At 44.4% G+C, this 25,537-nt stretch carries 18 protein-coding genes and 2 tRNA genes; 3 read left to right on the top strand and 17 right to left on the bottom strand.

The window, feature by feature from the left end; genetic code table 11:
• Window positions 1-4: 4 nt before the first annotated feature.
• The 4 genes from EUBC25_RS07470 to EUBC25_RS07455 form a co-directional block, all read right to left on the bottom strand.
• On the bottom strand, window positions 5-1,165 hold the full coding sequence (locus EUBC25_RS07470) for a class I SAM-dependent methyltransferase (RefSeq protein WP_230104892.1): 1,161 nt from the start codon (window positions 1,163-1,165) through the stop codon (window positions 5-7).
• Between the two features lie 110 nt (window positions 1,166-1,275).
• A complete protein-coding gene (locus tag EUBC25_RS07465) occupies window positions 1,276-3,861 on the bottom strand; it encodes a sensor histidine kinase (protein WP_230104891.1) in 2,586 nt (861 codons plus the stop codon).
• A gap of 12 nt (window positions 3,862-3,873) precedes the next feature.
• Entirely contained in the window at window positions 3,874-4,569 is a 696-nt protein-coding gene (locus EUBC25_RS07460) for a response regulator transcription factor (RefSeq protein ID WP_230107517.1), read from the bottom strand.
• 116 nt (window positions 4,570-4,685) lie between these two features.
• The gene (locus EUBC25_RS07455; RefSeq protein WP_230107516.1) at window positions 4,686-5,270 is read right to left on the bottom strand and encodes a glycoside hydrolase family 25 protein; all 585 of its coding nucleotides are present in this window, start codon (window positions 5,268-5,270) and stop codon (window positions 4,686-4,688) included.
• A 184-nt stretch (window positions 5,271-5,454) separates the two neighbouring features.
• On the opposite strand from EUBC25_RS07455, the gene EUBC25_RS07450 reads away from it, so the two are divergent.
• Window positions 5,455-5,787, top strand: coding sequence for a sporulation initiation factor Spo0A C-terminal domain-containing protein (locus EUBC25_RS07450; RefSeq protein WP_230107515.1), 333 nt, complete (start codon window positions 5,455-5,457; stop codon window positions 5,785-5,787).
• 95 nt (window positions 5,788-5,882) lie between these two features.
• Here EUBC25_RS07450 and EUBC25_RS07445 read toward each other — a convergent pair.
• The 10 genes from EUBC25_RS07445 to EUBC25_RS07400 form a co-directional block, all read right to left on the bottom strand.
• Window positions 5,883-5,953: transfer RNA gene (locus EUBC25_RS07445), tRNA-Gly, on the bottom strand.
• Window positions 5,954-6,008: 55 nt separating this feature from the next.
• Window positions 6,009-6,079: transfer RNA gene (locus tag EUBC25_RS07440), tRNA-Gly, on the bottom strand.
• Window positions 6,080-6,479: 400 nt separating this feature from the next.
• Window positions 6,480-7,409: an alpha/beta fold hydrolase gene (locus EUBC25_RS07435; RefSeq protein ID WP_230107514.1), complete on the bottom strand. Its 930-nt coding sequence runs from the start codon at window positions 7,407-7,409 to the stop codon at window positions 6,480-6,482.
• Window positions 7,410-7,443: 34 nt separating this feature from the next.
• Window positions 7,444-8,820 carry a citrate/2-methylcitrate synthase gene (locus EUBC25_RS07430; RefSeq protein WP_230107513.1) on the bottom strand — a complete coding sequence of 459 codons (1,377 nt, stop codon included), beginning with the start codon at window positions 8,818-8,820 and terminating at the stop codon, window positions 7,444-7,446.
• A 41-nt stretch (window positions 8,821-8,861) separates the two neighbouring features.
• Window positions 8,862-9,737, bottom strand: coding sequence for a 16S rRNA (adenine(1518)-N(6)/adenine(1519)-N(6))-dimethyltransferase RsmA (gene rsmA / locus EUBC25_RS07425; protein ID WP_230107512.1), 876 nt, complete (start codon window positions 9,735-9,737; stop codon window positions 8,862-8,864).
• A 34-nt stretch (window positions 9,738-9,771) separates the two neighbouring features.
• Entirely contained in the window at window positions 9,772-10,533 is a 762-nt protein-coding gene (locus tag EUBC25_RS07420; protein WP_230107569.1) for a TatD family hydrolase, read from the bottom strand.
• Window positions 10,534-10,732: 199 nt separating this feature from the next.
• Window positions 10,733-12,634 (bottom strand): methionine--tRNA ligase, encoded by a 1,902-nt coding sequence (gene metG / locus EUBC25_RS07415; protein WP_230107511.1) that lies wholly within the window; start codon window positions 12,632-12,634, stop codon window positions 10,733-10,735.
• Between the two features lie 903 nt (window positions 12,635-13,537).
• Window positions 13,538-16,891: an ATP-binding protein gene (locus EUBC25_RS07410; protein ID WP_230107510.1), complete on the bottom strand. Its 3,354-nt coding sequence runs from the start codon at window positions 16,889-16,891 to the stop codon at window positions 13,538-13,540.
• A complete protein-coding gene (locus tag EUBC25_RS07405) occupies window positions 16,842-17,486 on the bottom strand; it encodes a DUF4194 domain-containing protein (RefSeq protein ID WP_230107509.1) in 645 nt (214 codons plus the stop codon). The genes EUBC25_RS07410 and EUBC25_RS07405 overlap by 50 nt, the downstream gene beginning before the upstream one ends.
• Complete coding sequence (locus tag EUBC25_RS07400; RefSeq protein ID WP_230107508.1) at window positions 17,483-18,811, bottom strand: Wadjet anti-phage system protein JetA family protein; 1,329 nt, start codon at window positions 18,809-18,811, stop codon at window positions 17,483-17,485. Before EUBC25_RS07400 ends, EUBC25_RS07405 begins: the two co-directional genes overlap by 4 nt.
• Before the next feature lie 234 nt (window positions 18,812-19,045).
• Between EUBC25_RS07400 and EUBC25_RS07395 the strand changes: the two genes are divergently transcribed.
• Window positions 19,046-20,782, top strand: a complete 1,737-nt coding sequence (locus tag EUBC25_RS07395) for a DUF885 domain-containing protein (RefSeq protein ID WP_230107507.1) — start codon at window positions 19,046-19,048, stop codon at window positions 20,780-20,782.
• A gap of 64 nt (window positions 20,783-20,846) precedes the next feature.
• Here the strand turns inward: EUBC25_RS07395 and EUBC25_RS07390 are convergent, their stop codons facing one another.
• On the bottom strand, window positions 20,847-21,374 hold the full coding sequence (locus tag EUBC25_RS07390) for a spore maturation protein (RefSeq protein WP_230107568.1): 528 nt from the start codon (window positions 21,372-21,374) through the stop codon (window positions 20,847-20,849).
• Window positions 21,375-21,488: 114 nt separating this feature from the next.
• Between EUBC25_RS07390 and EUBC25_RS07385 the strand changes: the two genes are divergently transcribed.
• A complete protein-coding gene (locus tag EUBC25_RS07385; RefSeq protein WP_230107506.1) occupies window positions 21,489-22,859 on the top strand; it encodes an MATE family efflux transporter in 1,371 nt (456 codons plus the stop codon).
• Window positions 22,860-22,908: 49 nt separating this feature from the next.
• On the opposite strand, the gene EUBC25_RS07380 is transcribed toward EUBC25_RS07385, so the two are convergent.
• Both EUBC25_RS07380 and EUBC25_RS07375 read right to left on the bottom strand, forming a co-directional pair.
• Complete coding sequence (locus EUBC25_RS07380; RefSeq protein ID WP_230107505.1) at window positions 22,909-24,357, bottom strand: sugar transferase; 1,449 nt, start codon at window positions 24,355-24,357, stop codon at window positions 22,909-22,911.
• Between the two features lie 111 nt (window positions 24,358-24,468).
• Window positions 24,469-25,536: a galactose ABC transporter substrate-binding protein gene (locus EUBC25_RS07375; RefSeq protein WP_230107504.1), complete on the bottom strand. Its 1,068-nt coding sequence runs from the start codon at window positions 25,534-25,536 to the stop codon at window positions 24,469-24,471.
• Between the last annotated feature and the right edge of the window lies 1 nt (window position 25,537).

The raw sequence follows: 25,537 nt of genomic DNA, 5'->3' as shown, positions 1-25,537 counted from the left end.
ATTACTACTCCTTCATTTCTACTCCATGTACTGTTTCCAGCAGATGTTTCAAGGTCGGAGACACATGAAGCGCCTCTTCACATCTTTCCACTGCCTCCATACTCTGTCTCTGTCCGTTCTTTATTCCGCGGATCAGAATATTTTTCGGGGTATGCTCCATATCGATAAATTCCAAAATCTGGGTTTCATACCCTTGCCCTTCCAGGTATTCCGCGCGCAGCGCATCCGTAATCAAGGCCGCCATTCTCTCCTTGATCAGCCCGTATTTCAGAACAGGTTTCAGGATATCATTTTGAATCTGACCGTTCAGTTCATGCTGACAGCAGGGAACAGACAGGATAACTTTTGCATTCCACTCCACTGCCTTCGCCAGAGCAAAATCGGTTGCTGTGTCGCAGGCATGAAGTGTAACAACCATATCCACCGCATTTACCCCTGTATAATCCGCAATATTGCCTTCGAGGAACTTCAGCTTCTGATAGCCGTATTTTTTACTCAGTTCATTACAGCGGCGAATGACATCTGCTTTCAGATCCAGACCGATGATCCGTATATCATAGCCCTTCAGCTCATGGAGATAATAATAGATCGCAAACGTCAGATAGGATTTTCCGCATCCGAAGTCCAGAATGGTGATCTCTCTGTCCCCCGGAAGCTGCGGCAGCACATCCTCAATAAATTCCAGAAATCGATTAATCTGACGAAATTTGTCAAAACGGGATTTTATAATCTTTCCCTCTTCCGTCATAACGCCAAGATCTACAAGAAACGGAATCTTCGTTCCCTCTTTAAGAATATATCGCTTCTTCCTGTCATGAGAAAAGTCCACTTCCTTCACCGTACCGGTCTGAGCTTTTTTCTTTATTGTAACCTTCCCTTTCTTGCTTACTAATATAGAAAAAAAGAACCGTCTCGTTTCCATCTGCATCTGCTTCATTTCTTCCATATACTGCATCAACTCTTCACAAGTCTCTTCTGCGTTCAAATTCCTGTGAAAAGCCTGGGTGCCTTTCTGCTCCTCCAACTGAAAGAAAAGCATGCCGCCTTTCATCAGAGGGCGCACCCGCACCTTACTGACGTGCCCTTTTTGGCGCGGATTGCTCAATACCGCTGTGATAAAATCTGTATTTAAATTGTCCTTGAATAATTGTCTTAAATTTTCCATAGCCATATTATAGCGTAATTCAACAAATGTGTAAATGTATCAAATTGGGACGTAGTAAAGTTTAAGTTTACTACGTCCCAATTTAACATTAGTGGTGTCCTTTTTTGCAATTAGCCCTGGGTTTTTTTGACTTCCGGGAAGGTGATCGTCACTTTGAACAAATCTCCGTCCAGATACAGGTCAAACGTTCCTCCCTGCATGGTCGTCAATGACTTGGCTATGGAAAGACCGAGTCCGCTTCCTTCTGTACTTCTGGAAACATCTCCTCTGATGAAGCGTTCTGTCAGTTCATCCGCTCTGATATTCAAAGGCTGTTCAGATATATTTTTCAAGGAGAACACGACCGTCTGATCTGACACACTCAGATCTGCATAGATTCTTGTCCCTTCCATTGCATATTTTGCCGCATTGTTATAAATATTTTCCAGTACTCTCCACATTCTGCGGCCGTCAACCCGAATAATAACCGGTTCTTTCGGAATACTGAGTACTTCTGTTAAACGTCTTTTACGGAATTTTTCTTCAAATTCTCCGCTGGTCTGCTGGATCATTTCTGTCAGATTGATATCCATATATTCCAGGGAAATATTTCCGGAGCTGACCTTGGATGCCTCCACTACATCCTCTGTCAATGTTTTCAGCCTCTGTGCCTTCGCCTCCAGAATATCCAGATACCCCCGGATCTTGGGATCCGTAAAGTTTTCTCTCTTCAGAAGATCCACATAATTGATAATGGACGTAAGAGGTGTCTTGATATCATGGGATACATTTGTAATAAGGTCTGTCTTAAGGCGTTCATTTTTCATACTGGCCTCCACTGCTGCATCCAGTCCTTCTCCTATTGTATTAATTTTCTCTGCGATCTCTCTTTGTCCTCCTTTCAGCCCTTCCAAAGGGATTTTGTAGTCAACCTCACCTTTTGCAATCCTCTCTATTCCCCGGCCGATCTTGTGTCTTCCCACTGCCTGATAGACCATATAAACAGCACCAGCCAGATCTGCAATGACCATTAAAAGGACCACCGGTCCGGAGGCTGTCCCAATGCCCAGAATATTCAGGAATGCAATTCCTGCCAGTACCAGCACGGTTCTCCATATTTCGCCCATGTGCCGTACCACTTTTCCAAACACCTGCACCAGCCACTTCAATATACTGTTTTTCCAGAGCGTTCTCGCCTTGATGCGGCGGACCAGGCTTAAATATGCTGTCATAAAGATCATGCAGCTTAAGAGGGCTATGATACTTACCAGCACAATATCCGAAGCAGTAACATTCAGCACTGCAGCATAAGAGTTCTCACTATAGGCTTCCACTGTCGAATACGACGATGAATAAGAGTAAATATCCGTAATCAAATATATGATGAATACCCACACACCTACGGAGATCACTGCCATAAGTTCTGTTTTTATACGGTCCAGTAAATTCAGATGTATCCCCTGATCTTCCGGCGTCCGTCCCGCCACGATCGTAAGCCAGACAAATGCAGCAATAATTCCGATCACTGACAGGATTCCCATAACAAGCATTCCCGTGATCTGCGGTCCGTACTCCTCATAAAGCACATTTTGACTGTAGTAACTATCCTGGACCGGAAAATCGGTATCTACATTGACTGCATAAACAAAATCATCCTTTTTGCCGCACATTTCCGAGATCACATGTGTCCACTCATTCGCATCTGCCCCGTTGATATTTGACTGAAAATCCGCAAGCTTTGGTTCTACCAATGCGAAACGTCCGCTGCTTGTCAATTTCTGAAGATTCTCCTCCAGCTTACCGTAATCCTTATATTCTTCTTTATTTGTATATATGGTTTTATCAGCGGTATCAGCATACAAATAGGTCAGATTGGTGTTTCCTTCTGTCCAGAAATTTCCCATTTCTTCATAATTGACCATGTCGCTTCTGATGGTGCCAATACTTGCATCAAGCAGATAAAACGCCTCCTGCAGCTTCCCGTTCCATTCTGGATTGTTATTGACAACTTCCAGGATATTTTGGGCTCCCACCGGAGCATATGCCTCATCTATCCAGTACCCGTCATAATTCCAGAATGTCCGGTACTGGATCTGGTTATTTCTGTCAATAAGCGCTTCTGACGACCATCCGGTAGCACCTTTGTAAAACGACCCGTCCCGCAGCCATTCCAGCACATCTTCCTGCGTCACTGTGGTTTCCGAATCTTCCACAAAGGAAAGAGAGCCGTTTTCAATCAATTCACGAAATTCATCGTAATAAAAATATTGATATCCGCCGCCCTGCTTTTCACAGACGATGATCGAATTATACCCCCCCTCTTCCGAGGTGGCGATCTCTCCATTCTCCCTGCGGATTCCCCAGTCATTCAACTCACCCAGGCGGTATGCAAGACCGTTTTTGTTCTCTCCGCTTATTGTCGAATGATCCGACAGTTCCCTGATATCTACAATTTTATTTTCATCCAGCTTTCCATTTGTCTCCAGCTGTTCCTTTTCCATAAGTATAGCCAGCGCATTCTGTGAATCCGCGAGCACTTCTCTTCCAAATCCCTGGGACTCTTCATAATTTTCCACATTTTTTTCTGAAAGAATATCCTGTGTGATTCCCGGATATGCCGCCAACCACACGAAACTGACAGCCGCCAGGATAACCAGTACATGTTGGATCACCAGAAGAATCCCTTTCAACGGCGCTGATTTGTACCAGTTTTTCATAATAGCTCCCTCCTAAAGTTTTTCTATCTTATAGCCGACTCCCCATACGACTTTTAAATACCGGGGCTCTTTTGGATTAATTTCAATTTTCTCCCGGATATGCCGGATATGCACCGCTACTGTATTATCCGCCCCGATTGCATCCTCGTTCCATATACTTTCATAAATCTGTTCAATAGAAAAGACTTTCCCCTGGTTTTTAACAAGAAGCAATAAAATATTATATTCGATAGGTGTCAATTTTACCGGTTCCCCGTCCACGGTAACCTCCTTGAGGTCATCATTGATAGACAGCCCCCCTGTTGTGTACACTGCTTCATTTTCATTTTTTACTGTGCTTCCAAGGCTGGTGTAGCGGCGAAGCTGAGATTTCACTCTCGCCACCAGTTCCAGTGGATTAAACGGCTTTGTCACATAATCATCTGCCCCTACATTCAGTCCCAGTATTTTATCCGCATCCTCCGATTTCGCCGAAAGAATAATAATGGGAATATTATTTTCCTCTCTGATTTTAAGAGTTGCTCTGATCCCATCCAGCCTTGGCATCATGACATCGATCACCAGAAGGTCTATCGGCGTTTCTTTCAATACCTTTAATGCCTCTTGTCCGTCATATGCCTTTACTACTTCATATCCTTCCTGAGTCAGATATATTTCAATTGCCTCCACTATTTCTTTGTCATCATCACATACCAATATTTTTGACATTTTCATCACCTCCCTTATATATTACAAGAATAGCAGGTAATTTTTAAGAGGGAGTTTCGGAAATTCTTAAGATATTATGAACATAGAAACAGCGCCGCTCCATAGCAGCGCCGTTTTTAATAAGCCATATTTTCATTCACATCCCCTTTGATCCCTCTTATCCTCCCTTTGTTCGTATATTGCCATATTACAGTCTTTTCTGAATGGGATTCCCCTTCATACTGTGCATACCAAAGAGCATACTTTTTCTGCAGACTTTCATCAAACATCCGGCCAAGAAAATCCTTATTACTATAATACATAGGCCGATATCCCAGCTCCTCTATCCGTCTGCAGAAGGCTTCCGCCATCTCTGTCGCCAGTATTTTTGTAACAGCAATTCCCTTTGTCTCCACATATTTTACAGAGTCTTTATCAAAAACAAAGGAAACCGGGTAGGATAACTTATACTCTTCTATTGTTTCTATGCAAAATTCCGCCTCTTTCCGTGCCATCCGGGGCGTCCAGGCATAAGAAGACCAGTATACTCCAAAGGGAATTTTCTCTCTGGCGCACCCTTCTGCATTTTTCCGGAACTGTACATCCATACTTCCCGCCCCATATCCGGACCGCAGCATCGCAAACTGGACGCCTTCTTTTTTCACTTGTTCCCAGTTAATGTTTCCCTGCATTTCGCCCACATCAATACCATATATTCCCACAACCGTTTCCCCATACGATCCCATTTACTAATAATATATTGTACTTTTTTCAAAACGTTCCCTCGATTTCTTATTTTGTCGAATTATATCGAATAATGTCGTCTATAATAAAAATATGGTAACTTTCAGTTATGATAAATTAAGGAATCCCGTCTGCAAGAAGGGAGTTATAGTTATCGAACAAATGGAAGCAATTCAATATTTAGTTCGTTCTCTTGGAATCGGTGCTACATATCGAGGTTATCGATATCTGGTCATTGCAATTGATCTTTGTCTTCGGGATGAGGATTACCTGCTTGGAATCAGCAAGGTACTTTATCCCAAAATCGCGGAAATCTGCCACACGAGCGTGGGAAGTGTAGAGCGCGATCTTCGCACGGTTATCAATGTCTGCTGGGAGAGGGGAAACAGGAGTCTGCTAACGACTATTTCTCCCTGTCCCCTGCTTAGCAAGCCTACAACTGGAGAATTTGTAGATATCCTGACCGGTCACTTGAGAGGTACTCTGGTTTCCTGAATCCCATCCTACTTTTCTTTCCCAATGTCTGCAAAACAGCTGAAACATAAAAGAAGCCGGGAATGCTGAACTTTCAGCACTCTCGGCTTATCTTAAGCAGATAACGGGAGTCGAACCCGCCTTTCCAGCTTGGGAAGCTAGCGTCATACCGATAGACTATATCTGCATATATATCAGTATAACATCTTCTGGGAAAAAATCAAGAATACGGCATAAAAATAAGCGGGTGATGGGAATCGAACCCACGTATCCAGCTTGGAAGGCTGGTGTTCTACCATTGAACTACACCCGCGAACAAGAGATATATTATCATATAATTTTAAAAATTGCAAGAGGAAAATTAAAATTTCTTCGGGCTTGATTTTGCTGTGTTATCTGCTATAATTAGAATAAATATTTCTTAATTCGACTCATATATTTGCAGTTTATTGGAATTTTCTTAATTCTTAAGGTTGTTTTAAGAAAATTTCTTTTTCTTTTATAGATTTAACATACTTTGGACATATTTATAGATTATACTATGTTCAGATAGTTGAACAGGAGTCAACTATCTCCCCCCTCATAAAGTAAGACACCAGGGCTTGTAGTCCTTTGGTGTTGCACTTTACTCTCATTCCTTTAGATAACTATAACAACAACGGAAACCCGGTAACCGTAAGGTTAGCGGGTTTCCGCTGTTTTAGTCTGCTCTTTTATCCCGAAAGGTTCCTTTCCATCCACTGATACAGCTCTTCATAAACCACTCTTCGATCCTGTTCATTCAAAATCTCATGACGGTCATTTTCATAGAGTCTGATCTCGGCATTCTTCATGCCGGCCTTAAGATAAGATTCATATACCTTTTTTACATCTTTCCCAAAACCACCTACCGGGTCTTTTTCTCCAGACACAAATAATAAAGGCAGATTTTTCGGCATTTTCTTCATGTTACTCCTTTTTGTCAGCTCTTTCATGCCTTCAAACATCTGGTGGTATCCATTTACAGTAAATACAAAACTGCAAAGAGGATCTGCTTCATATCTGCCTCTGATTTCCGGATCCGATGTCACCCATTCTTTCTTACTTTCGCAAGGTTCAAATTTTTTATTATAACTTCCTATCCCCAGTGCGTTGATCAAATTGCTGCGAAAATTCCATCCCTTTACACCGGCAATGATCCTGCAGAGCATCTGCCCCAAATTCAAAACAGCCGCACTCTTATGCCCTGTTCCCATTATAATTGCGCCGGCCAGTCCGTTTCCATATGTAAAAAGATACTGTCTTACCAAAAAGGATCCCATGCTATGCCCCATCATAAAATAAGGAACGCCTGGATATGTCTGCTCCGTGCGTTCCCTTAATCTGTGGATATCTGCGATCACACAACGGTTCCCATCTGTTTCATGGAAAAATCCATATTTTTCTTCCGAAGAAACAGATTTTCCATGTCCCAAATGATCGTTGCCGGTTACATACCAGCCTTTTTCGGTAAGCCAGGAAGCAAATTCATCGTATCGGTCTATATACTCTACCATGCCGTGACTGATCTGGAGTATTGCTCGAACCTCACCCTCCGGTATCCATTCCACTGCGTGAATCTGGGTTTCTCCGTCAGCCGAAGGGTAGTAAAACTCTTTTTTCATGAGATTTTCCTCCTGGAAATTCACTGTTTCACTTTTATCTGTCTTCCATCTTGATGTATTCCCTGTGCGGAGCCAGTGCTTTGTATGCCGGTCGTATGATCTTATCTACATTTTTCAGCTCTTCCAGACGATGCGCGCTCCATCCTACAATACGCGCCGCCGCAAAGATCGGCGTATAAAGAGCACTTGGAAGTCCCAGCATGCTGTATACAAGTCCGCTGTAAAAGTCAACATTCGCATTTACTCCTTTGTAGATCCGGCGCTTTTCGCCGATAATTTCCGGAGCCATATGCTCTACCATTTCATAAAGTGCATACTCTTTTTCAAATCCTTTTTCTACTGCCAGCTGCTTCACAAATTTTTTGAAAATATCTGCACGTGGGTCAGAAATGGAGTAAACTGCATGTCCCATTCCATAAATCAGTCCTTTTTGGTCAAAGACTTTTTTATCCAGAAGATCGCACAGATACTGTCTGACAGCATCTCTATCTTCCCAGTCGCTGACGGTCTTTTTCATATCTTCAAACATCTGTGTTACTTTGATATTTGCTCCGCCATGTTTCGGTCCTTTCAAAGAAGCCATTGCTGCTGCGATCGTTGAGTATGTGTCGGTTCCTGAAGAGGTTACAACGTGTGTAGTAAAAGTAGAATTATTACCGCCGCCGTGATCCATATGGAGAACCAGAGCCATGTCTAAAATTTTAGCCTCCAGTTTCGTGTATTTCCGATCTTCCCGCAGCATCATCAAAATATTTTCAGCTGTGGACAACTCCGGTTTTGGCGCATAGATAAACAAGTCTTCACCCATACGGTAATTGTATGCGTGATAGCCGTAAACCATCATCATCGGGAACTGACTGATCAGATTCAGACACTGTCTCAATACATTGGGAATTGACGTATCATCTGCTTTTGCATCATAGGAATACATATTCAGAATAGACCGTGAAAGACTGTTCATCATATCTCTGCTTGGAGCTTTCATAATGACATCTCTCACAAAATTGGGAGGAAGCGTTCTTCTCTCAACCAATGTCTCATGAAATTTCTCCAACTCCTGACTTGTAGGAAGTTCTCCAAAGAGAAGAAGGTATGTAATTTCTTCAAATCCAAAGTGCTCCGCTTCCAGAAATCCCTTTACCAGGTCTTTAATATTGTAACCGCGGTAATAAAGATTCCCTTCACAGGGAACTTCTTCTCCGTTTACTATTTTCTTTGCACAAATATCGGAAACATTAGTAAGTCCCGCCAGGACGCCTTTTCCGTTTAAATCTCGAAGCCCTCTCTTTACCTCATATTTTGTGTAAAGCTCTTTGTCAATCGCATTCTTTTCTTCACATAGTTCAGCCAGGTGTTCAATCTCCGGCGTGATTTCAAATAATGCTCTTGCTGCAGGATAACGTTTTTCCATGAGCGCATTCTCCTTTCTGTCTCAATTCATAAATTTACAGGTTACTCATTTATCTTGTGATAAATGCTATTACTAAGCATCGCAAACTCTTCCAGCGTCAATGCCTCTCCTCGGATCCCCGGCCCTTTGCCGAGTTCTTCGATGCATTCTGCAATTACTTCTCTGGAAAGATTCAGCTCTGCTGAGTTTTTCAATCCATTCGCCAATGTTTTTCTTCTCTGATTGAAGGACGCCCGGATAATCCCAAACATCAGCTTCTCATCCTCCACATGTACAGGAGGTTCCTGATGTACCGTAAGCCGTATGACTGCCGATCCTACTTTTGGTCTTGGCATAAAACAGTTGGGCGGAACATTTGCCACAATATACGGCTTGGCGTAATACTGCACTGCCAGAGACAATGCGCCGTAATCCTTGGTTCCGGGACCGACCTGCATGCGGTCTGCCACCTCTTTCTGCACCATAACCGTGATGCTTTCCAATGGAACATGCTTTTCAAATAATCCCATAATAATGGGCGTCGTAATATAATATGGAAGATTTGCCACTACTTTGATGGGCCTTCCTCCATTTTCTTTCAAAACCAGATCATTAAGATCAAGCTTAAGAACATCTTCATTAATAATTGTTACATTCTGGTACTCTTTCAGGGTATCTTCAAGAACAGGTATCAAAGACTTGTCGATTTCTACTGCCGTAACCTTCCCTGCAGATTCTGCAAGATACTGTGTCATCGTCCCGATTCCGGGACCTATCTCCAGCACAAAATCATCCTTTGTGATTTCTGCTGCTGCTATGATTTTGTCAAGCACATGAGTATCTATAAGAAAATTTTGTCCGAATTTTTTTTGAAATGAAAAATTATATTTTTTTAATATCTCAATGGTATTCTGCGGATTTCCAAGAGTTGCTCCCAATCCCCCACCTCCTTTATTTTTCTCCCCTCACTCCTTACAGCCTGTACAGATTTCTTGCATTTTTCTCTGTCTCTTCTATCACGTCACTGGCAGAAATCCCCTTTATACGGGCAATCTCTTCTGCCACATAGGTCAGATTCAGGGAATGATTTCTCTTTCCTCGGTTCGGCACCGGCGCAAGATACGGACAATCTGTTTCCAGTACGATCGAAGAGAGCGGCACAGCCTCCGCAACCTCCTTCAGCTTTCTTCCGTTTTTAAATGTCACCACGCCTCCGATACCGATGTAGTAGCCCATTTTCACATATTCCAGGGCAATCTCCCGGGAATAGGAAAAACAGTGGATCACACCTCCAATGTCTCTGCCATGCTCTTTCATAATGCGCAGCGTATCGGCAGCTGCATCCCTGCTGTGAATAATAACCGGAAGATCCATGGTCTTTGCCAGCTGAAGCTGACGGATAAACCATTTCTGCTGAATTTCCTCCGGCTCTTCCTTCCAATAATAATCAAGCCCGATCTCTCCTACTGCCAACGCCTTCTCATCCTTAAGAAGCTCCTGCATTTTCTGTATCTTCTCTTCATCCAGACATTCCACATGATCAGGATGTACACCGATCGCTGCATACACAAACGGATATTGACGGGCCAGGCCAAGCACATTCTCACAGGATTCAAAGGATGCGCTTACATTCATGATCGTGCCGACTCCTCCGGCTTCCATGGACGAAAGCAGTTCTTCTCTGTCCGGATTAAATTGTTCATCATCATAATGTGCATGGGTATCAAAAATCATCATATTTTCTGTCTACTCTCGTTTTTCAAAATGATTGCTCTAAAAAGAGTAGAACAATTATACCATAAAACTGTTTAAATTCATATTACGGGAAAATTAAATTTTTATGAATGAACATAGAAGAGGGCCGGGATTTCAATGAATCCTCCGCCCTCTTTTACAGCCGCCTTATTCTTTTTTGAAATTATTTCGTCCTCGACTAGCAGATTTCAGCCCCGGCCGGCATATCTTTCTCCGGCGTCATCAGGGCCAGGTTGCCGTCTGCATCCTCGGCGCACAGCAGCATACCTTCTGATAATACTCCCGCCAGTTTTGCCGGTTTAAGATTTACAAGAACCATAACTTTCTTTCCAACCATTTCTTCCGGAGTATAGTGCGCCTTAATTCCGGATACGATCTGCTTGATCTCGCTTCCTACTCTCACTTTGGAACAAAGCAGTTTCTTTGATTTCGGCACCGCCTCACATTCCAGGATTTCACCCACCTGGAACTGCATTTTTCCGAAATCATCAAATGTGATCTCCGGCTTTGCTTCTATATCGATCACATTTTCCACTTTTTCTTCTTCCTCTTTTACCGGAGGATGAAGCTCTTCTACTTTTTTCATTACTTCTTCCAGGTCAAGTCTCTGGAACAGGAGTTCCGGTTTCTCTGTCACTTTTCCATCGCCAAGCTGTGCAAGGATCTTCTCTGATGTCTCGGGCATAAACGGTTCCAGCGCCCGTGCGCCTGCCTTGATGCTCTCCTGCAGATTGTAAAGCACTGTTTCCAGGCGGTCTGCCTTGGCCTCATCTTTAGCCAGCGCCCACGGCATTGTCTCATCAATGTATTTATTGCAACGTTTAAACAGGGTGAAAATCTCGGTAATCGCATCTGCCACTCTCAAGCTGTCCATCTTTTCTTCCACTGCCTTTGGCATGTTCTCTTTAACCGCTTTCAAATCCTGGTCTACTTCTTCTGCCACACCTTTGTCTGTCACTGTTCCGCCAAAATATTTGTTTGTCATGGAAATGGTACGGTTTACCAGATTTCCCAGTGTATTGGCAAGATCAGAGTTCATTCTTTCCACCATCAGCTCCCAGGAAATCACTCCGTCGTTTTCAAACGGCATTTCATGAAGCACAAAGTAGCGCACAGCATCTACTCCGAAGAAATCTACCAGCTCGTCTGCATACAGTACATTTCCCTTGGATTTACTCATTTTTCCATCGCCCTGAAGCAGCCACGGATGTCCGAAGATCTGCTTCGGCAAAGGCAGATCCAGCGCCATCAGGAAGATCGGCCAGTAAATAGTATGGAAACGGATAATGTCCTTGCCGATCAGGTGGAGATCCGCCGGCCAGTCCTTCTTAAACTGCTCAGTGCTCTCTCCGTCACAGTCGTATCCAATTCCGGTAATGTAGTTTGTCAGGGCATCCAGCCATACATAAACCACATGATCCGGGTCGAAATCTACCGGGATTCCCCATTTAAAGGAAGTTCTGGATACACAAAGATCCTGCAGTCCCGGAAGAAGGAAATTGTTCATCATCTCATTTTTTCTGGAAACCGGCTGGATAAATTCAGGATGGCTGTTAATGTGCTCGATGAGACGGTCTGCATATTTACTCATCTTAAAGAAATAAGCCTCTTCCTTTGCCGGCTGTACCTCACGTCCGCAGTCCGGACATTTGCCATCTACAAGCTGTGACTCTGTAAAAAAGGACTCACAGGGCGTACAGTACATTCCTTCATAGTACCCTTTGTAAATATCGCCTTTTTCATATAATTTCTTAAAAATCTTCTGTACCTGCCTCTCATGGTCCGCGTCCGTTGTACGGATAAACTTATCATAAGAAGTATTCATCAAATCCCAGATTCTCTTAATTTCTCCGGCTACATTGTCCACAAATTCTTTGGGGGTAACTCCTGCTTCCTCTGCCTTCAGCTCAATTTTCTGTCCATGTTCGTCGGTTCCTGTCTGGAAAAATACATCGTATCCCTGGCTCCTTTTGTATCTTGCGATCGCATCTGCCAGTACGATCTCATAAGTGTTGCCGATATGCGGTTTGCCTGATGTATAGGCAATCGCTGTCGTCATATAAAATTTCTGTTTTTCCATTTCACTTTCTCTCCTTTTCTCTTCCTTTTACAGCTTTTCTAAAAATAAAGTAATTCATTTGCCCGGCAATGAAGTTTCCGGGCAAATAAAAAAGCCTCCTTTGGCTCTGTAAAGAACCAAAGAAGACGAGCATAGCCGTGTTACCACTTCTTTTCATCCCTGCCTCACGGCAGAAATCTCATCAGGTGCCATAAAAGACATCTGTCCGCTGTAAAGGGCGGACCCATCGCAGCCTGCGCTGAACATAGAATCGCCGCTTACATCCTACAAGCAACTGTCCAACGGTCGGTGCGCCGCTCAGAAGCCATCTTCCTTCTGCTTTCATTTATTCCTTCTCAGCTTTGCGGCGGTTTTCTTCAAAAATATACTCTTTCCAAAGTCTTCCGCACAGGAATTTCTCTGTAAAACTTCTCCAGAAGTACTCTCTTCATCACTGCGTTTTCTTTGTTTAATCGTATCTAAAATCCTAGCATAGGTACTCTGAAATGTCAAGGATTACACTCACCGCACACTAGTTTACATTTTTTGTTATTTTTGATTGTCCGCCCGTCTGCATTATGTTATACTGTACAAACGGAGTAATCGTGTTACAGGGTGGCTTGGCCTTCATTCTACATAGAATGGGGGGTGATGCTGATGGACAAAAAACCATTTGACTTTAAAGATCTTATAGCCTTTGGAATGTTCATCCTGGCATTACTGACATTCGTTTTTACGTTTATCAAGTAGTGCTTTAAACATAGAAAAACCACCCTCTAAACTTTGAGCGGTTTCAGGGTGGTAATTCTATTACAATCTTGTTACCGTCAGGTAGGCTTATCATCAACCAGAGGTCAACCACTTTGTGGCGGTTGCTCCCTTTTCTGTTTTTACTATATCATATCCCCCGGTCAGCCGCAAGGCTTAACTTGTCCCTTTCGTAAGTTCGGCAAACTCTCCCTTTTCAAATTCCATAATGGAAATGCTCTGTTTATCCGGGTTTGCATAAACAAAGGTTTTATCCACATTTTCCAGGTAATTCTGGATCTTGTCGTTTGTCGCACTGATGATAGCCTGGAAGCCAAGTCCCCGGATCAGTTCGATACAGGTAGCCACCTTCTCGGCATCCATTTTAGAAAATGCCTCATCCAGAATAACCAGGCGGATGGTTGGATTGCGTCGGCCCCGTCTCCCTTCATCCAGGCGGTACATTTGAGCAAAGCTTGCCAGAAGCGCTACATAAAGCGGATTCTGCCCTTCTCCTCCGGAGTTTTTCCGTATCATTTTTCCAAGCCCGATATGCATATCTTTCTCGCCCCTGACAATCTGCTGCATATCAAAAGAAAGATAGGTCCGGTAGTCAGAATATTTCTTCATATTCCGTTTTGCCTCCTCCATCTCTTCCGGAGTAGCGTGTTCCGGCGGAATGAAAATCTGGATCAGCTCATTTACCACATCTCCATAACGGTCCTCGTGCTCCATAGTGAAAAGATCCATCTGGCTGTCCATAGCGTCAGGGAGCTGCGCCGGATTGATTTCCAGGGAATCGTCCATAAACATTTTGTAATATACACCGTCCGGCCCTTTATTCGGCCCGATGACAAACCGGTATTTATCTTTTCCGAAATCCAGCCGGCTGATGACGCGGTTCAGTTCATCCTGCCTCTGGTAGGCTTCTTTAATGGCGCTTCGTATTTTATAGACGAAATCCTCCTTAAAGTGGCGCACCGCTGCCTGTGCCTGCTGGGCTGCCTTTTTCTGATATTCTTCCAGATGGTCGCATTTCAGTCTGTCAAGAAGCTCTGCGTATTCTTTGTTGTCCTCTGTTCCGACGGAAAAGCTTCTGTGGGGATACTGCCTTAAATATTCGCTTCTTGCATCTACAAGTTCCTGATATCTTTCTTCCCTTTCTGACTGACAGCTCTGCACCTCTCTCTGGCAAAGTCCCCGCAGATACTCATAATTACTGCTTCGCTTTTCTGCCAGATAACGCTGAAAACTTTCAGCATGACGGCTGTCTTCCAAAAAGGCTGCCTCTTTCTCCTTAAGCTGACTGCTGATATCCAGATACTGTACATCTGCCTGACGGATCCGGCTCTCCCGGCCCCAGATTTCTTTTCGTATCTGTTCCAGGTTCTTCTCGTTCAAAACCTGCTGCTCCTTGAGCCTTTCTTTTTCCTCTTCCAGCTGCCCCACATTTCCACCCTGCATCTTTTCCAGGCGGGCCAGAAGTTCTTCTTTTTCTGCTTCTTTTTTGCGGATCGTGGAAATATCTGCCATCATATGAAGATAATCCGCTGCCGGACGTTCCAGATATTCCATGGAAAGGAGCATACGGATATCCTCCATATCCTCTTCCAGAGGCAGCCTTCTCTTTTCCAGCTGCTCCTTCCTCTCTTCCAGCTGTTTCCGTCTTCTCCTTAAACTGTTTTCTCCGATATAAGCTCTTCTCGTATAATTTTCCGGATTGATATGCTGAACACGATATCCTTTGTAAAGAATGCAATCTGGTGTTACAGAAATTTTATAATTTCTTAATTCATTAATAGATTTACACTTCATAATATTCCCCAGAAGGAAATTTATATATGCCTGTGCATATTCTTCTTTTGCTTTCACTTCCTCGGCCAGTGAGTTCTTCTGTACCGGGTGTTCATTCTCCATCAGCTTTTTCGTATCAACCACTGCTGCCCGACAAAACTTTTTCTTATCCATGGATTCATAAATCTCTATGGCCTCCCCGGCATATTCCGGTTCTACCATAAGCGCTGTCTTATGGTTCCCCAGGCAGCCTTCCACTGCAGCATGCCATGTCTCATCTTCTACTTCCAGCAGATCCGCAAGAATCTGAACATGAACAAATTTCCCTGCCCTCTTTTGCAGCTCGCTTCGGATATAGTATCTCGCCTCCTCGATTTCCGGAGGGTAATGCTTCTTCCCCTGTTTCAGATCTGACGCCTCTTCCCCCAGAAGCTTTAACTTCTGCTTCACATCCCGCAGCTGACTTCCAATATCCGTTTTTTCCTCTTCGGCTTCCTGGCGGATTTCTTTCAGATTATTTTGGATCCGTTCCAGTTCTTCTTCCGTAATCTTAAAACTGCAGAATTTTCCGATATCCTGAAGCGTCTGGCTGGATACGCGGTCCTGACTTTTCCACTTTCCCATACTTTCAGCCAGTTTTATCAGGTCTGTTCTGCTCTTTTCCAGATGTTCAAGGAAGTCATTCGTTTCTTTGATCTGACCTTTGATCTCCTCATATCCCGTCTGGGCGATCTTTACAATGACATCTTCATACTCTTTCTGAATTTCCCGGATCTTTGCAGCCACGCTTTCCTCTGTCTTCTTTTGCTGTTCGGTCTCCTGAATGGCTGTCTCCTTGCGGTCCTTAATTTCCTGCAGTCTTGCTTCAAGCTGCAAAATCTCCAGCCGGCCGGCACGATAGCTCCATGATTCCTCTTCCAGACACTTATCCTTATAAGATTCGAAATTTTTTTCGATCTTTGTCAACCATTTTATTTCTCCCAGTATAGATTCTATTCTGCTTCGCATTCTTCCATACTGGAGAACACTCTCCTGCATTCCTTCAATCTCAATATCCTGCTCCATGCAGATATATTCCTTCACAAAATCCTCCAGGCGGATATTCATGCGGAACGGAATCGCCCTCTTGAAAAGCCGGGGAAATTTCTCCATATCAAGGCCGCCGAGATAGACATCATAGAGCTGACGGCGGAACCGTTCATTGCTGGGACCACAGTAATAATTCTCCTGTGAAAAATTCCTCTGCAGATATTCCCGTATCTCCTGGGTAGACAGCACTCTTCCCTCTCCTCTGTAGGTATTTGGCAAAATGCCTCCCCGATGCCAGAAAAAGAGCCTGTTTATATCATTGGAGGCAGTTTCCACATCAAATACGACTCCCACACACTCCTCCTCTTTTGTGGAACTGTTAGTAAATTCCAGGACGATTGTGGTGGAAAAGTTTTTGTTTCTCAGATATTCTGATTCATTATTTTCACTGATATTTACCATCCCGCGCAGGTATTCGATCAGATTTCGGTCGGAGTCGTCTGCTGCCGCCTTGTTGAAAAATCCTCTGCCGTCCGTATTTGCGTACAGCACGATCTGAAGCGCATCGATAACTGTAGATTTCCCGCTGCCTGAGTGTCCTGTAAAAAAGTTAATGCCTTCATTTAAAGTGAGAATCTTCCTGTCAATATAATGCCAGTTATTCAGACAGATCTTCGATAGTATTTTGAATGGCTGTTTCTTCTCCACTGTTTTCCTCCTCGCTAAAACTTTCCAGCAGTTCTCGGATATGATCTCCCGAAAGCACCAGATTGACTGTAGGATAAATGATCATCCTCGTATTTTCGTTCAATTCCTCTAAAATGTCCAGCGGCTCCACAATCTGATACTTTTTCAGAAGCGCTATGGTCCTCCTCATCTCTGTGGGAGATGGGATGCTCTTGATCACACGAAACGCCCCTGCTTTCTGATTGATCTCACCTGCCGTCGCCACTATACGGGTACTGGACGCTGCCTGCGCCATCTGCTCATCATAGATCAGCTTCAGGATCAGCAGATACACTGTGGCAAGCCTTGGAAGCTTCTCGCCCCACAGCGTTTCTCCCTGTATGTAAATAATCCCGTCATGCACATTTTCTTCCAGAGAAATTCCGGCGACTGCAAAATAGTCTTTCAGAAATTCCAGATGCGTGCTGCATGTTCTATACTCCTTTGTATACTGGTATTTCTCTGTCCGTCTGTCGTATCTTCTCTCCAGAAGGTAGGTCTGACGGTACAGAAGCTGGATCGCCTCCCGGATCGCCTCCCTCTCCTGGTCTGTCAGCTCTTCTATATATGTTATCATAATCTTCTCCTTACAAATGTCAGTTTCGGACAGCGGTATTTCCCTTTCACTACCTGTCCTTCTTCCTCAATCACCTGATATCTGCTGCTGTTTCTTATACTGTAATCGTATGCCAGTATAATCTTCTCAAAATCCGAGTCATCCCGGATCTCTATGTTTTCCAGGCACATTTTTTCCTCTTCCATATGGGATTCAATAAATTCTTCTATCTGCTCCCGGCTGTAACGGGTATGGATCCGGTTCAGCTTCAGCACTTCTCCCCGGGAAAGCTCCTCTTTTTCTTCTTCTCTCTCCATCTGGCTGATGAAATCCTTTCGTCCTTTTCGTCTCTTGTACAAAGATTTATCCGACAGCATTTCCAGCAGAGAAAGATTCATCTTCTCCCCGACTCTTGCAAGTTTCTCCTCCCCGTTCTCATCATTTCCTATCTGATTCAAAAGCTGCACCACAAGCCCTTTTGTATCTGTCTGTCCACTCAGCAGATAATTCAGTCTTGTCACTGTAGCGCGGATATACTTTGTATGCTCTCTGTCCATATTGGAGATCCGCCGCTCCATATCATCAAAACTTCTCTCGATCCGGTTCAGTATTTCCAGCCCCTCTTCTCCGATCCTGTCTATAGTTTCTTCATTATCTCTTATTTTTTCCAGACATTCTTTAATATCCATCTTGTAAAGATAAAAATTATCGCTTGTTTTCAGAATGTGATACTTCCTGCTGACCGCCTCCTCTACATAACCTTCCAGATGCTCTTCAAGAAGCTGTCCGTAATTTTTCTGTTCCAGAAGCCGTCCGAAAAACCGATCCATATTGTGGAGCATGTCCTGGAGAACTTTATTCAGTTTTCTCGTATTGACAAGCGCCGACCGCAGCATTCCCGTATTCAGCCTGGGATTATTCTGGAAAGAATAGAGGGTCGCATACACATTTTGAATGTATAGATCCGTCTCATCCATCCCTTCCCGGGTCATCTGTTCAAACGCTTCAATAAACACTGCCGCATAGTCCGGTATGACAATGTTTGTTACAAAGCTTCCGTAATCCTCCGATTTTTTCAGCCACTGGAATCGTACAAGCCAGTTAAGGATGCGGGCCGCCGGCGTTTCCAACATATCAAGTTCACTCTCTGATTCTTCCATTTCCAGACGGATCTTTTTGCTGGCAAAATAGTCACTCAATATCTGAAGGCAGGCATCCCTGCTTAAAAAATAATTATTATACTCATATTCTTCATTGATCTGAAGCAAAGCTTCCATATATATTTCCCTGTTTCTGGAACGAAACAGGCTCCAGAACGAGTCTGGAATCTCATATACAAATTTCATCTGTACTCCTTTTTATCTGTGCTGCGGCGAATCCCGCCGTTGTCATGTTATCATGGAGATTTCTTTTTTTCAATCCCTTGGACGCCATCTTCCGGGGAATCATTCCTTTTATCATTATTCACAGCCCCACCCGCATGCGCACTCGTCGCGCTTACGCGCTTCAGTCCTGAAACGGCTGTGAATAGTTACTTTTCTTTCCGCATATTTATAGAGAAAAACCCTTAGGATTTTTATATGAAAAAAAAGCTTTCTGCTCTTCTTTGTCTGGCTCTTACAGCTGTTATTTCTCTGAACGCCTGTACCCGTCTATTTTCCCAGGATGAAAACGATGCTTTCCTTAAGTTTACTGCAGACCTCTTCCGTCAGGAAGTTTCATCCAGCGCCATCACCCTTCACTATACTCTGAAATATCCTGAAAAATATGGCGTTGAAAACACCCCCGTCACTCTGGGCGCCTATACAGCCGATCCGACGGCTCTAAGCGCTTCCTGCGAAAACACTCTGGCTGTCCTCGACAGTTTTCGCCGTCAGAAACTCTCACGGGAAAACCGGCTTACTTACGATGTATTGAGAAGCTATCTGACAGAATCTCTGCATGCCGTGCCATTTGCACTGTACGAAGAGCCCCTAAGCCCCATTACCGGAGTCCAGTCACAGCTCCCCATCCTTTTATCCGAATATCCCTTTTATTCTGACGAGGACATTGACAGTTACCTTGCTCTTATCAGCGACGTGCCTGAGCATTTTGCTTCCCTCATCGCATTTGAGAAAGAAAAATCAAAAGCCGGCCTTTTCATGTCTTCCCGCTGCGCTCAGGATATTATCGAAGAATGCAGTTCTTTTGCATCCATGGGTGACAGCCATTATTTATTTTCCTCCTTTCAGGAGCGGCTTGAAACTGTACCTGACCTTTCAAAACAGCAAAAGGAAGCCTACATATCCCAGCATCAAAAACTGGTAAATGAAAATATTTTCCCCTCCTACCGAAAGCTTTCTGCCGCAATGGCTGCTCTGAAAAATACAGGAAAGAATCAAAACGGTCTCTGTTACTATCCTAACGGGAAAGCCTACTATGAATACATTGTCCGCCGGGATACCGGCTCCTCCCGGAGCGTTTCTGATCTGCAGGATCTTACAAAGTCCCAGATGGCAGAAGATCTTACTGCCATGCAGTCTGCTCTTATAAAAAGCAGCAAAACAGGGGAGTCCTCCGGCGGCAGCACAGTAAAACTGACTCTGGAAAATACTGATCCCCTTGTGATCCTTGACAGTCTGAAAGAAAAATGCTCCGGCGATTTTCCCGCCCTTCCTGACGTCAATATTCAGGTGAAGCAGGTGCAGGCAGAAATGGAAGACTATTTAAGCCCTGCCTTTTTCATGGTCCCTGCCATAGACGACACAGATGACAATGTCATCTACATTAACGAAGGACATTTGCCCGATGACCTGACGCTCTACACGACTTTAGCCCATGAGGGTTACCCCGGCCATCTCTATCAAAATGTATACTACGCCTCCACAAATCCGGATCCCATCCGGAATCTGCTGGACTGGGGCGGCTATACGGAAGGATGGGCAACCTATGTGGAAATGATCAGTTATTACTATTCGGCGCTGGATACACAGCAGGCTGTTCTGGCACAGCGGAACGCCTCCGTGATCCTGGGACTTTACGCCCTGGCAGATATGGGGATCCATTACGACGGCTGGTCCCTTGCAGAGACAGTATCCTTTTTCCGCAACTTCGGGATCACCGATACCCAGACGATACAGGACATCTACGACCTTATTCTGGGAGATCCGGGAAACTATCTGAAATATTATATTGGCTATGTAGAATTTCTGGAACTGAAAAAAACAGCAATAGAAAAGTGGGGAGACTCTTTTACACAGGAACGATTCCACAAAGCTGTCCTGGATACCGGACCTGCTCCCTTTGAGATTGTGGAAAAATATGCTTTAGGGGAATAACAGCAAGACAAAGAAAGAGGCGAAGAAGGGCTTTTCAAACGTTCCTCCTTCGCCTCTTTTTTGTCTATACCATCCAGCCCGCAAGAACAACGCTGGCTGCCAGTCCGGCAAATGTGGCGATCAACGCCCCTTCCAGGGTATACCTGGTCTTTGTAATCTTCGCCGTCATGAAATAGACACTCATGGTATAAAAAATAGTTTCTGTACAGGACATACTGATGGATCCCATCAGTCCGATGAGAGAATCTGTCCCAAATTCTTCATAGAGATCCAATAAAAGCCCTGTTGCCGCAGAGGAAGAAAACATTTTTACGATAGTAAGGGGAACCAGTTCTCCCGGAAATCCGATATGTACCGTAAACTTCCCGATCAGTTCTGCAGCCATTTCAAGGAAACCGGATGATCGTAAAATTCCCACTGCGATCATCAGTGCAACCATTGTGGGCATGATCTTCAGCACGATTTTAAAGCCGCTGTTTGCGCCTTCTATAAAGGCATCATACACCGGTACCTTCCTGGAAACGCCAAACCATACAATCCCCACGATAAGCAGGGGAATGATCATGTTGGATACGATCATAAATACATCCATTCTTTCACCTTTTGCCAAGTTCTGTTTCTTTCATTATATGAAGGAACATTGAAAACAATCTCCAAAAAGTCTATACTAGAAAGCAGAATGAATCGATAAGGAATGATAGCAACTATGCAAAACTCAAGTGATTTCAGCAAAGGAAGTATTTCTGGAAACATTCTCCGCCTGGCTGTTCCCATGACTTTAGCTCAGCTCATTAACGTCCTGTACAATGTGGTAGACCGCATCTATATCGGTCATATCCCCCATACTTCCACAGAAGCACTGACCGGTATCGGACTGACTCTTCCAGTCATTACAATCATCACTGCATTTGCCAATCTGTTCGGCATGGGCGGCGCTCCCCTCTTTTCTATAGCCAGAGGATCCGGCGACGAGAAAAAGGCCGAAAAGATCATGGCAAACTCCTTTTCCATGCTCCTGATCAGCGGGATTCTCCTGGCTCTTCTTTGCTTTATATTCCGGCGCCCCCTCATGTATCTGTTCGGCGCCAGTGATGTCACCTACCCTTATGCCGATGCTTATCTGTCCATTTACCTGTGCGGCACACTGTTTGTCATGGTAAGTCTTGGTATGAATAATTTTATCAACGCGCAGGGATTTGGCGTAATGGGAATGCTCACTGTTTCCATCGGAGCAGTCCTGAATCTGATTCTGGATCCGATTTTTATTTTTGTATTCCATATGGGTGTCCGTGGGGCTGCCCTTGCCACTATTTTGTCGCAGTTCGTCTCCGCAGTATGGGTGTTCCGCTTTCTGACAGGGGAAAAAGCTGTGATCCGCCTCCCCCGCACTCTGGCGCGTCCACAGCTTTCTATCGTAAAAGATATTACAGGGCTTGGACTGTCCGGCTTTGTCATGTCCATTACCAACGGTTCTGTACAGATCATGTGCAACGCTATGCTGCAGCGCTGGGGCGGTGATCTCTATGTAGGCATCATGACTGTTATAAACTCTGTCCGCGAGATTATCACCATGCCTGTAAACGGGTTGACCAGCGGCGCGCAGCCTGTCATGAGTTTTAACTACGGAGCCGGGGAATACCGCCGGGTAAAAGCAGCAATCCGTTTTACTTCTGTCGCCTGTATTATCTTTTCCCTGGCAGCGTGGGCCCTTTTATTTTTCTTCCCGCACTTTTTTATTCATCTGTTCAACAGTGAACCGGAATTGCTGGAAAAGGGCGTTCCTGCTATGAGACTGTACTTTTTCGGAATTTTCATGATGGCTTTGCAGTTTGCCGGTCAGTCTACCTTTGTTGCTCTGGGCAGATCAAAGCAGGCTGTCTTTTTCTCCCTGTTCCGAAAAGTTATTATCGTGATCCCTCTTACCATTTTCCTCCCGGCAATCGGATTTGGCACCGACGGCGTATTTCTGGCAGAACCCGTGTCCAATTTTATCGGGGGAACAGCAAGCTTCGTTACAATGCTCCTTACCGTCTGGCCCCGGCTGAAAGAGACACAGACTTTACAGACGCCAAAATAAAACCTTGCCGTCCGATCGGCTATTTGTGCACTAAAAAAGACGGTGCAAATTACTTCGCACCGTCTTTTTTGATCACCGACTGGATTGTTTTGAAAAGAATACGAAAATCCAGTCCCATGCTCCAATCTGTAATATACTGCTTGTCCAATTTGACTACTTCTTCAAAATCTGTAATCTTGCTGCGCCCACTGACCTGCCAAAGTCCGGTAATTCCCGGCTTAATGGAAAGTCTTGCCCGGTGTCGGAGTTCATACTTCTCCCACTCGTCTAATGTAGGAGGCCGTGTTCCCACAAGAGACATATCTCCTTTGAGCACATTAAAAAACTGCGGAAATTCATCCAGCGATGTTCTCCGGATAAAATCCCCGATACCCGTCTTTTTCTGTCCGTTCGGAAGAATCTTATTTCCAATGACCCTCGGATCAAAATCCATTTTGAACATCATGCCGTCTTTCATGTTATTTTGATCCATCAGCTCTTTCTTCATCTCCTCGGCATTCATATACATGCTTCGGAATTTGTACATTTTAAACTTGCGTCCATTCTTCCCGATTCTTGTCTGGGTAAAAAATACCGGTCCCGGTGATTCTTTCTTGATTGCAGGTGCAATAAAAATGAACAGGACTATTGTAATGAGGCAGCCTACAAGTCCTCCAATAATATCCAGTATCCGTTTCCCCAAAAGCTGCTTGTCTGTGGCATAATTTATGCTTGTACTAAGAACAGTATACCGGCCGATCTTTTCCACAAACTGTCTTTTTCCTTCAAATTCCGGCAGCTGTCCCACATTAATGTGTACGGTGATTCCGGTTTCGCTCAACTGGTTAATGAGCTGTTCCGGCAAAGGATCTCTTGGCGGCATCACAACCAACGCTTCATCCACCCATTCCCGGCATACAAAATCAGCTGCTGTTCTTACTGTTGCAACAACCGGAATCTTATGGACGGACTGCCCTTCCATATTTTTATCAATCACAACGATTCCCGCCAATTTGTACCGCTCAAAACTGTAATCCACAATTTCATGCACAACAGACTCTGCCATGGATTCTGTTGTAATAATAATAAGCGATGTCCGCTCGTCCTTAAGCCTCTTTCGCAGCAGCCGCTTCCACCCAAGACGCACAAAGTAGGTGACCAGCAAGTAAATAAGCCCCATCGCATACAGAGTGATACGCGAATAGATAAAGCCATCCTGTACACTGAACAAATAAAGAGTTGCCAGAAGTTCCAATATCAGTGTCTGCTGCACAATAGCCGCAAATTCTTTATAATATCCTCGTTTCAGTACATTTTTCAATGTCTCAAACAGGAAAATGATCATAATATCCGCCATGGTAAGGAAAATAGCCATGCTGCGGTATACTTCTATTCTGTATGGGTTGATAAAACCATGTCTGATCACATAGGACAATACAAAAGCAATGTGGAGACAGATCAGATCCAACACGAGAAAATCACCGTGTTTAAACCAGCCCTTAGAACCTTTTTTATACATCGCGTAATCTCCTTCCCCTTTTTTCCCTTATAACATAGTCTTTCCAGGATATTTGATTCTTCGATGTAATTTGTCGCTTTATTTTAACTTATAAGCAGTAAAATGTCAAATTTATCCCCTTTCGTTTGCTTCCGGACTGATATTTTCTTCTCCCAGAAGCCCCTCTATATTCTGCGGTGTCACCTTAAAATAAGGGACCATAAGATAGCGGTCGTTTTCAAAAGGAAGATCTTCCATTCCCTCCCCCGATACAAGAGCCGCTGCCAGCTTGGCCATCATTTCCGCCTGTCCCTCTTTATCATTATACACTGTCCCTGTAAGCTTGGAATCCCGAATCGCTTTCAATCCATCATCTGTTCCGTCTATGCCAAAGATCACAGGCCTTGAAGTTTCACTGTAATTCAGCTTTTCATAAGCATCTATCGCTCCCAGCGCCATGTCATCATTATTCGCCAGCACAAGCTCAATGCTGGTCTGATACTGACCGATCATCTGCTCCATCCGGTTCTCCGCCTGTGCTCTGTTCCAGTTTGCAATCTCGTAACTTAACTTTTCCAGTGCAATTCCTTTCTGCTGCAGCGTATTCACTGAATTTTCTGTACGGATAACGGAATCCTGGTGTCCTGCCTCTCCTTCCAGCACAACGTACTGAATCTTCCCATCCTTGTTGCGGTCGATCTGCTCATTTTCCCATATCTCGTCTGCTGCCAGCTCTCCCTGCATCACCCCGGACTGCTTCGCATCTGCTCCTACATAGTAAAGCCGGTCCCACTGCATGAGATCCTCCGCCACCGGTTCCCGGTTAAAGAAAATAATCGGCACATCATACTCTCTTGCCAGATCGATGATATCCGACGGATCTGCCCGGTCTACCAGATTGACGCACAGTACATTACAGCCGGCGTCAATCAGTTCTTTCACCTGGTCGTTCTGCGTCTTCTGCAGCCCCGCGGCATCTCTCACCGTCACAGCAGGCACTGTGCCGCCAACCTCCATCTCTTCTAACTGTGCTTTAAAAGAGTCAAGCATCTCATTTAAAAAAGTGTCACTTTGATTGTAGTAAGTAACTCCTATATAAAGCCGGTTTTCCTGATTTTGCTGCTGATTCCCGCAGGCACTAAGAAGCAATGCTGCCGTTCCCAGAATGATTCCCGCCGACAAAATTCTCTTTTTCTTCATT

Origin of the sequence: Claveliimonas bilis (assembly GCF_020892095.1) — a bacterium.
GTDB classification, from domain to species: Bacteria; Bacillota; Clostridia; order Lachnospirales; family Lachnospiraceae; genus Claveliimonas; species Claveliimonas bilis.
Note: the sequence above shows the minus strand (reverse complement) of the source record. Positions and strands in the feature narration are given on the sequence as shown.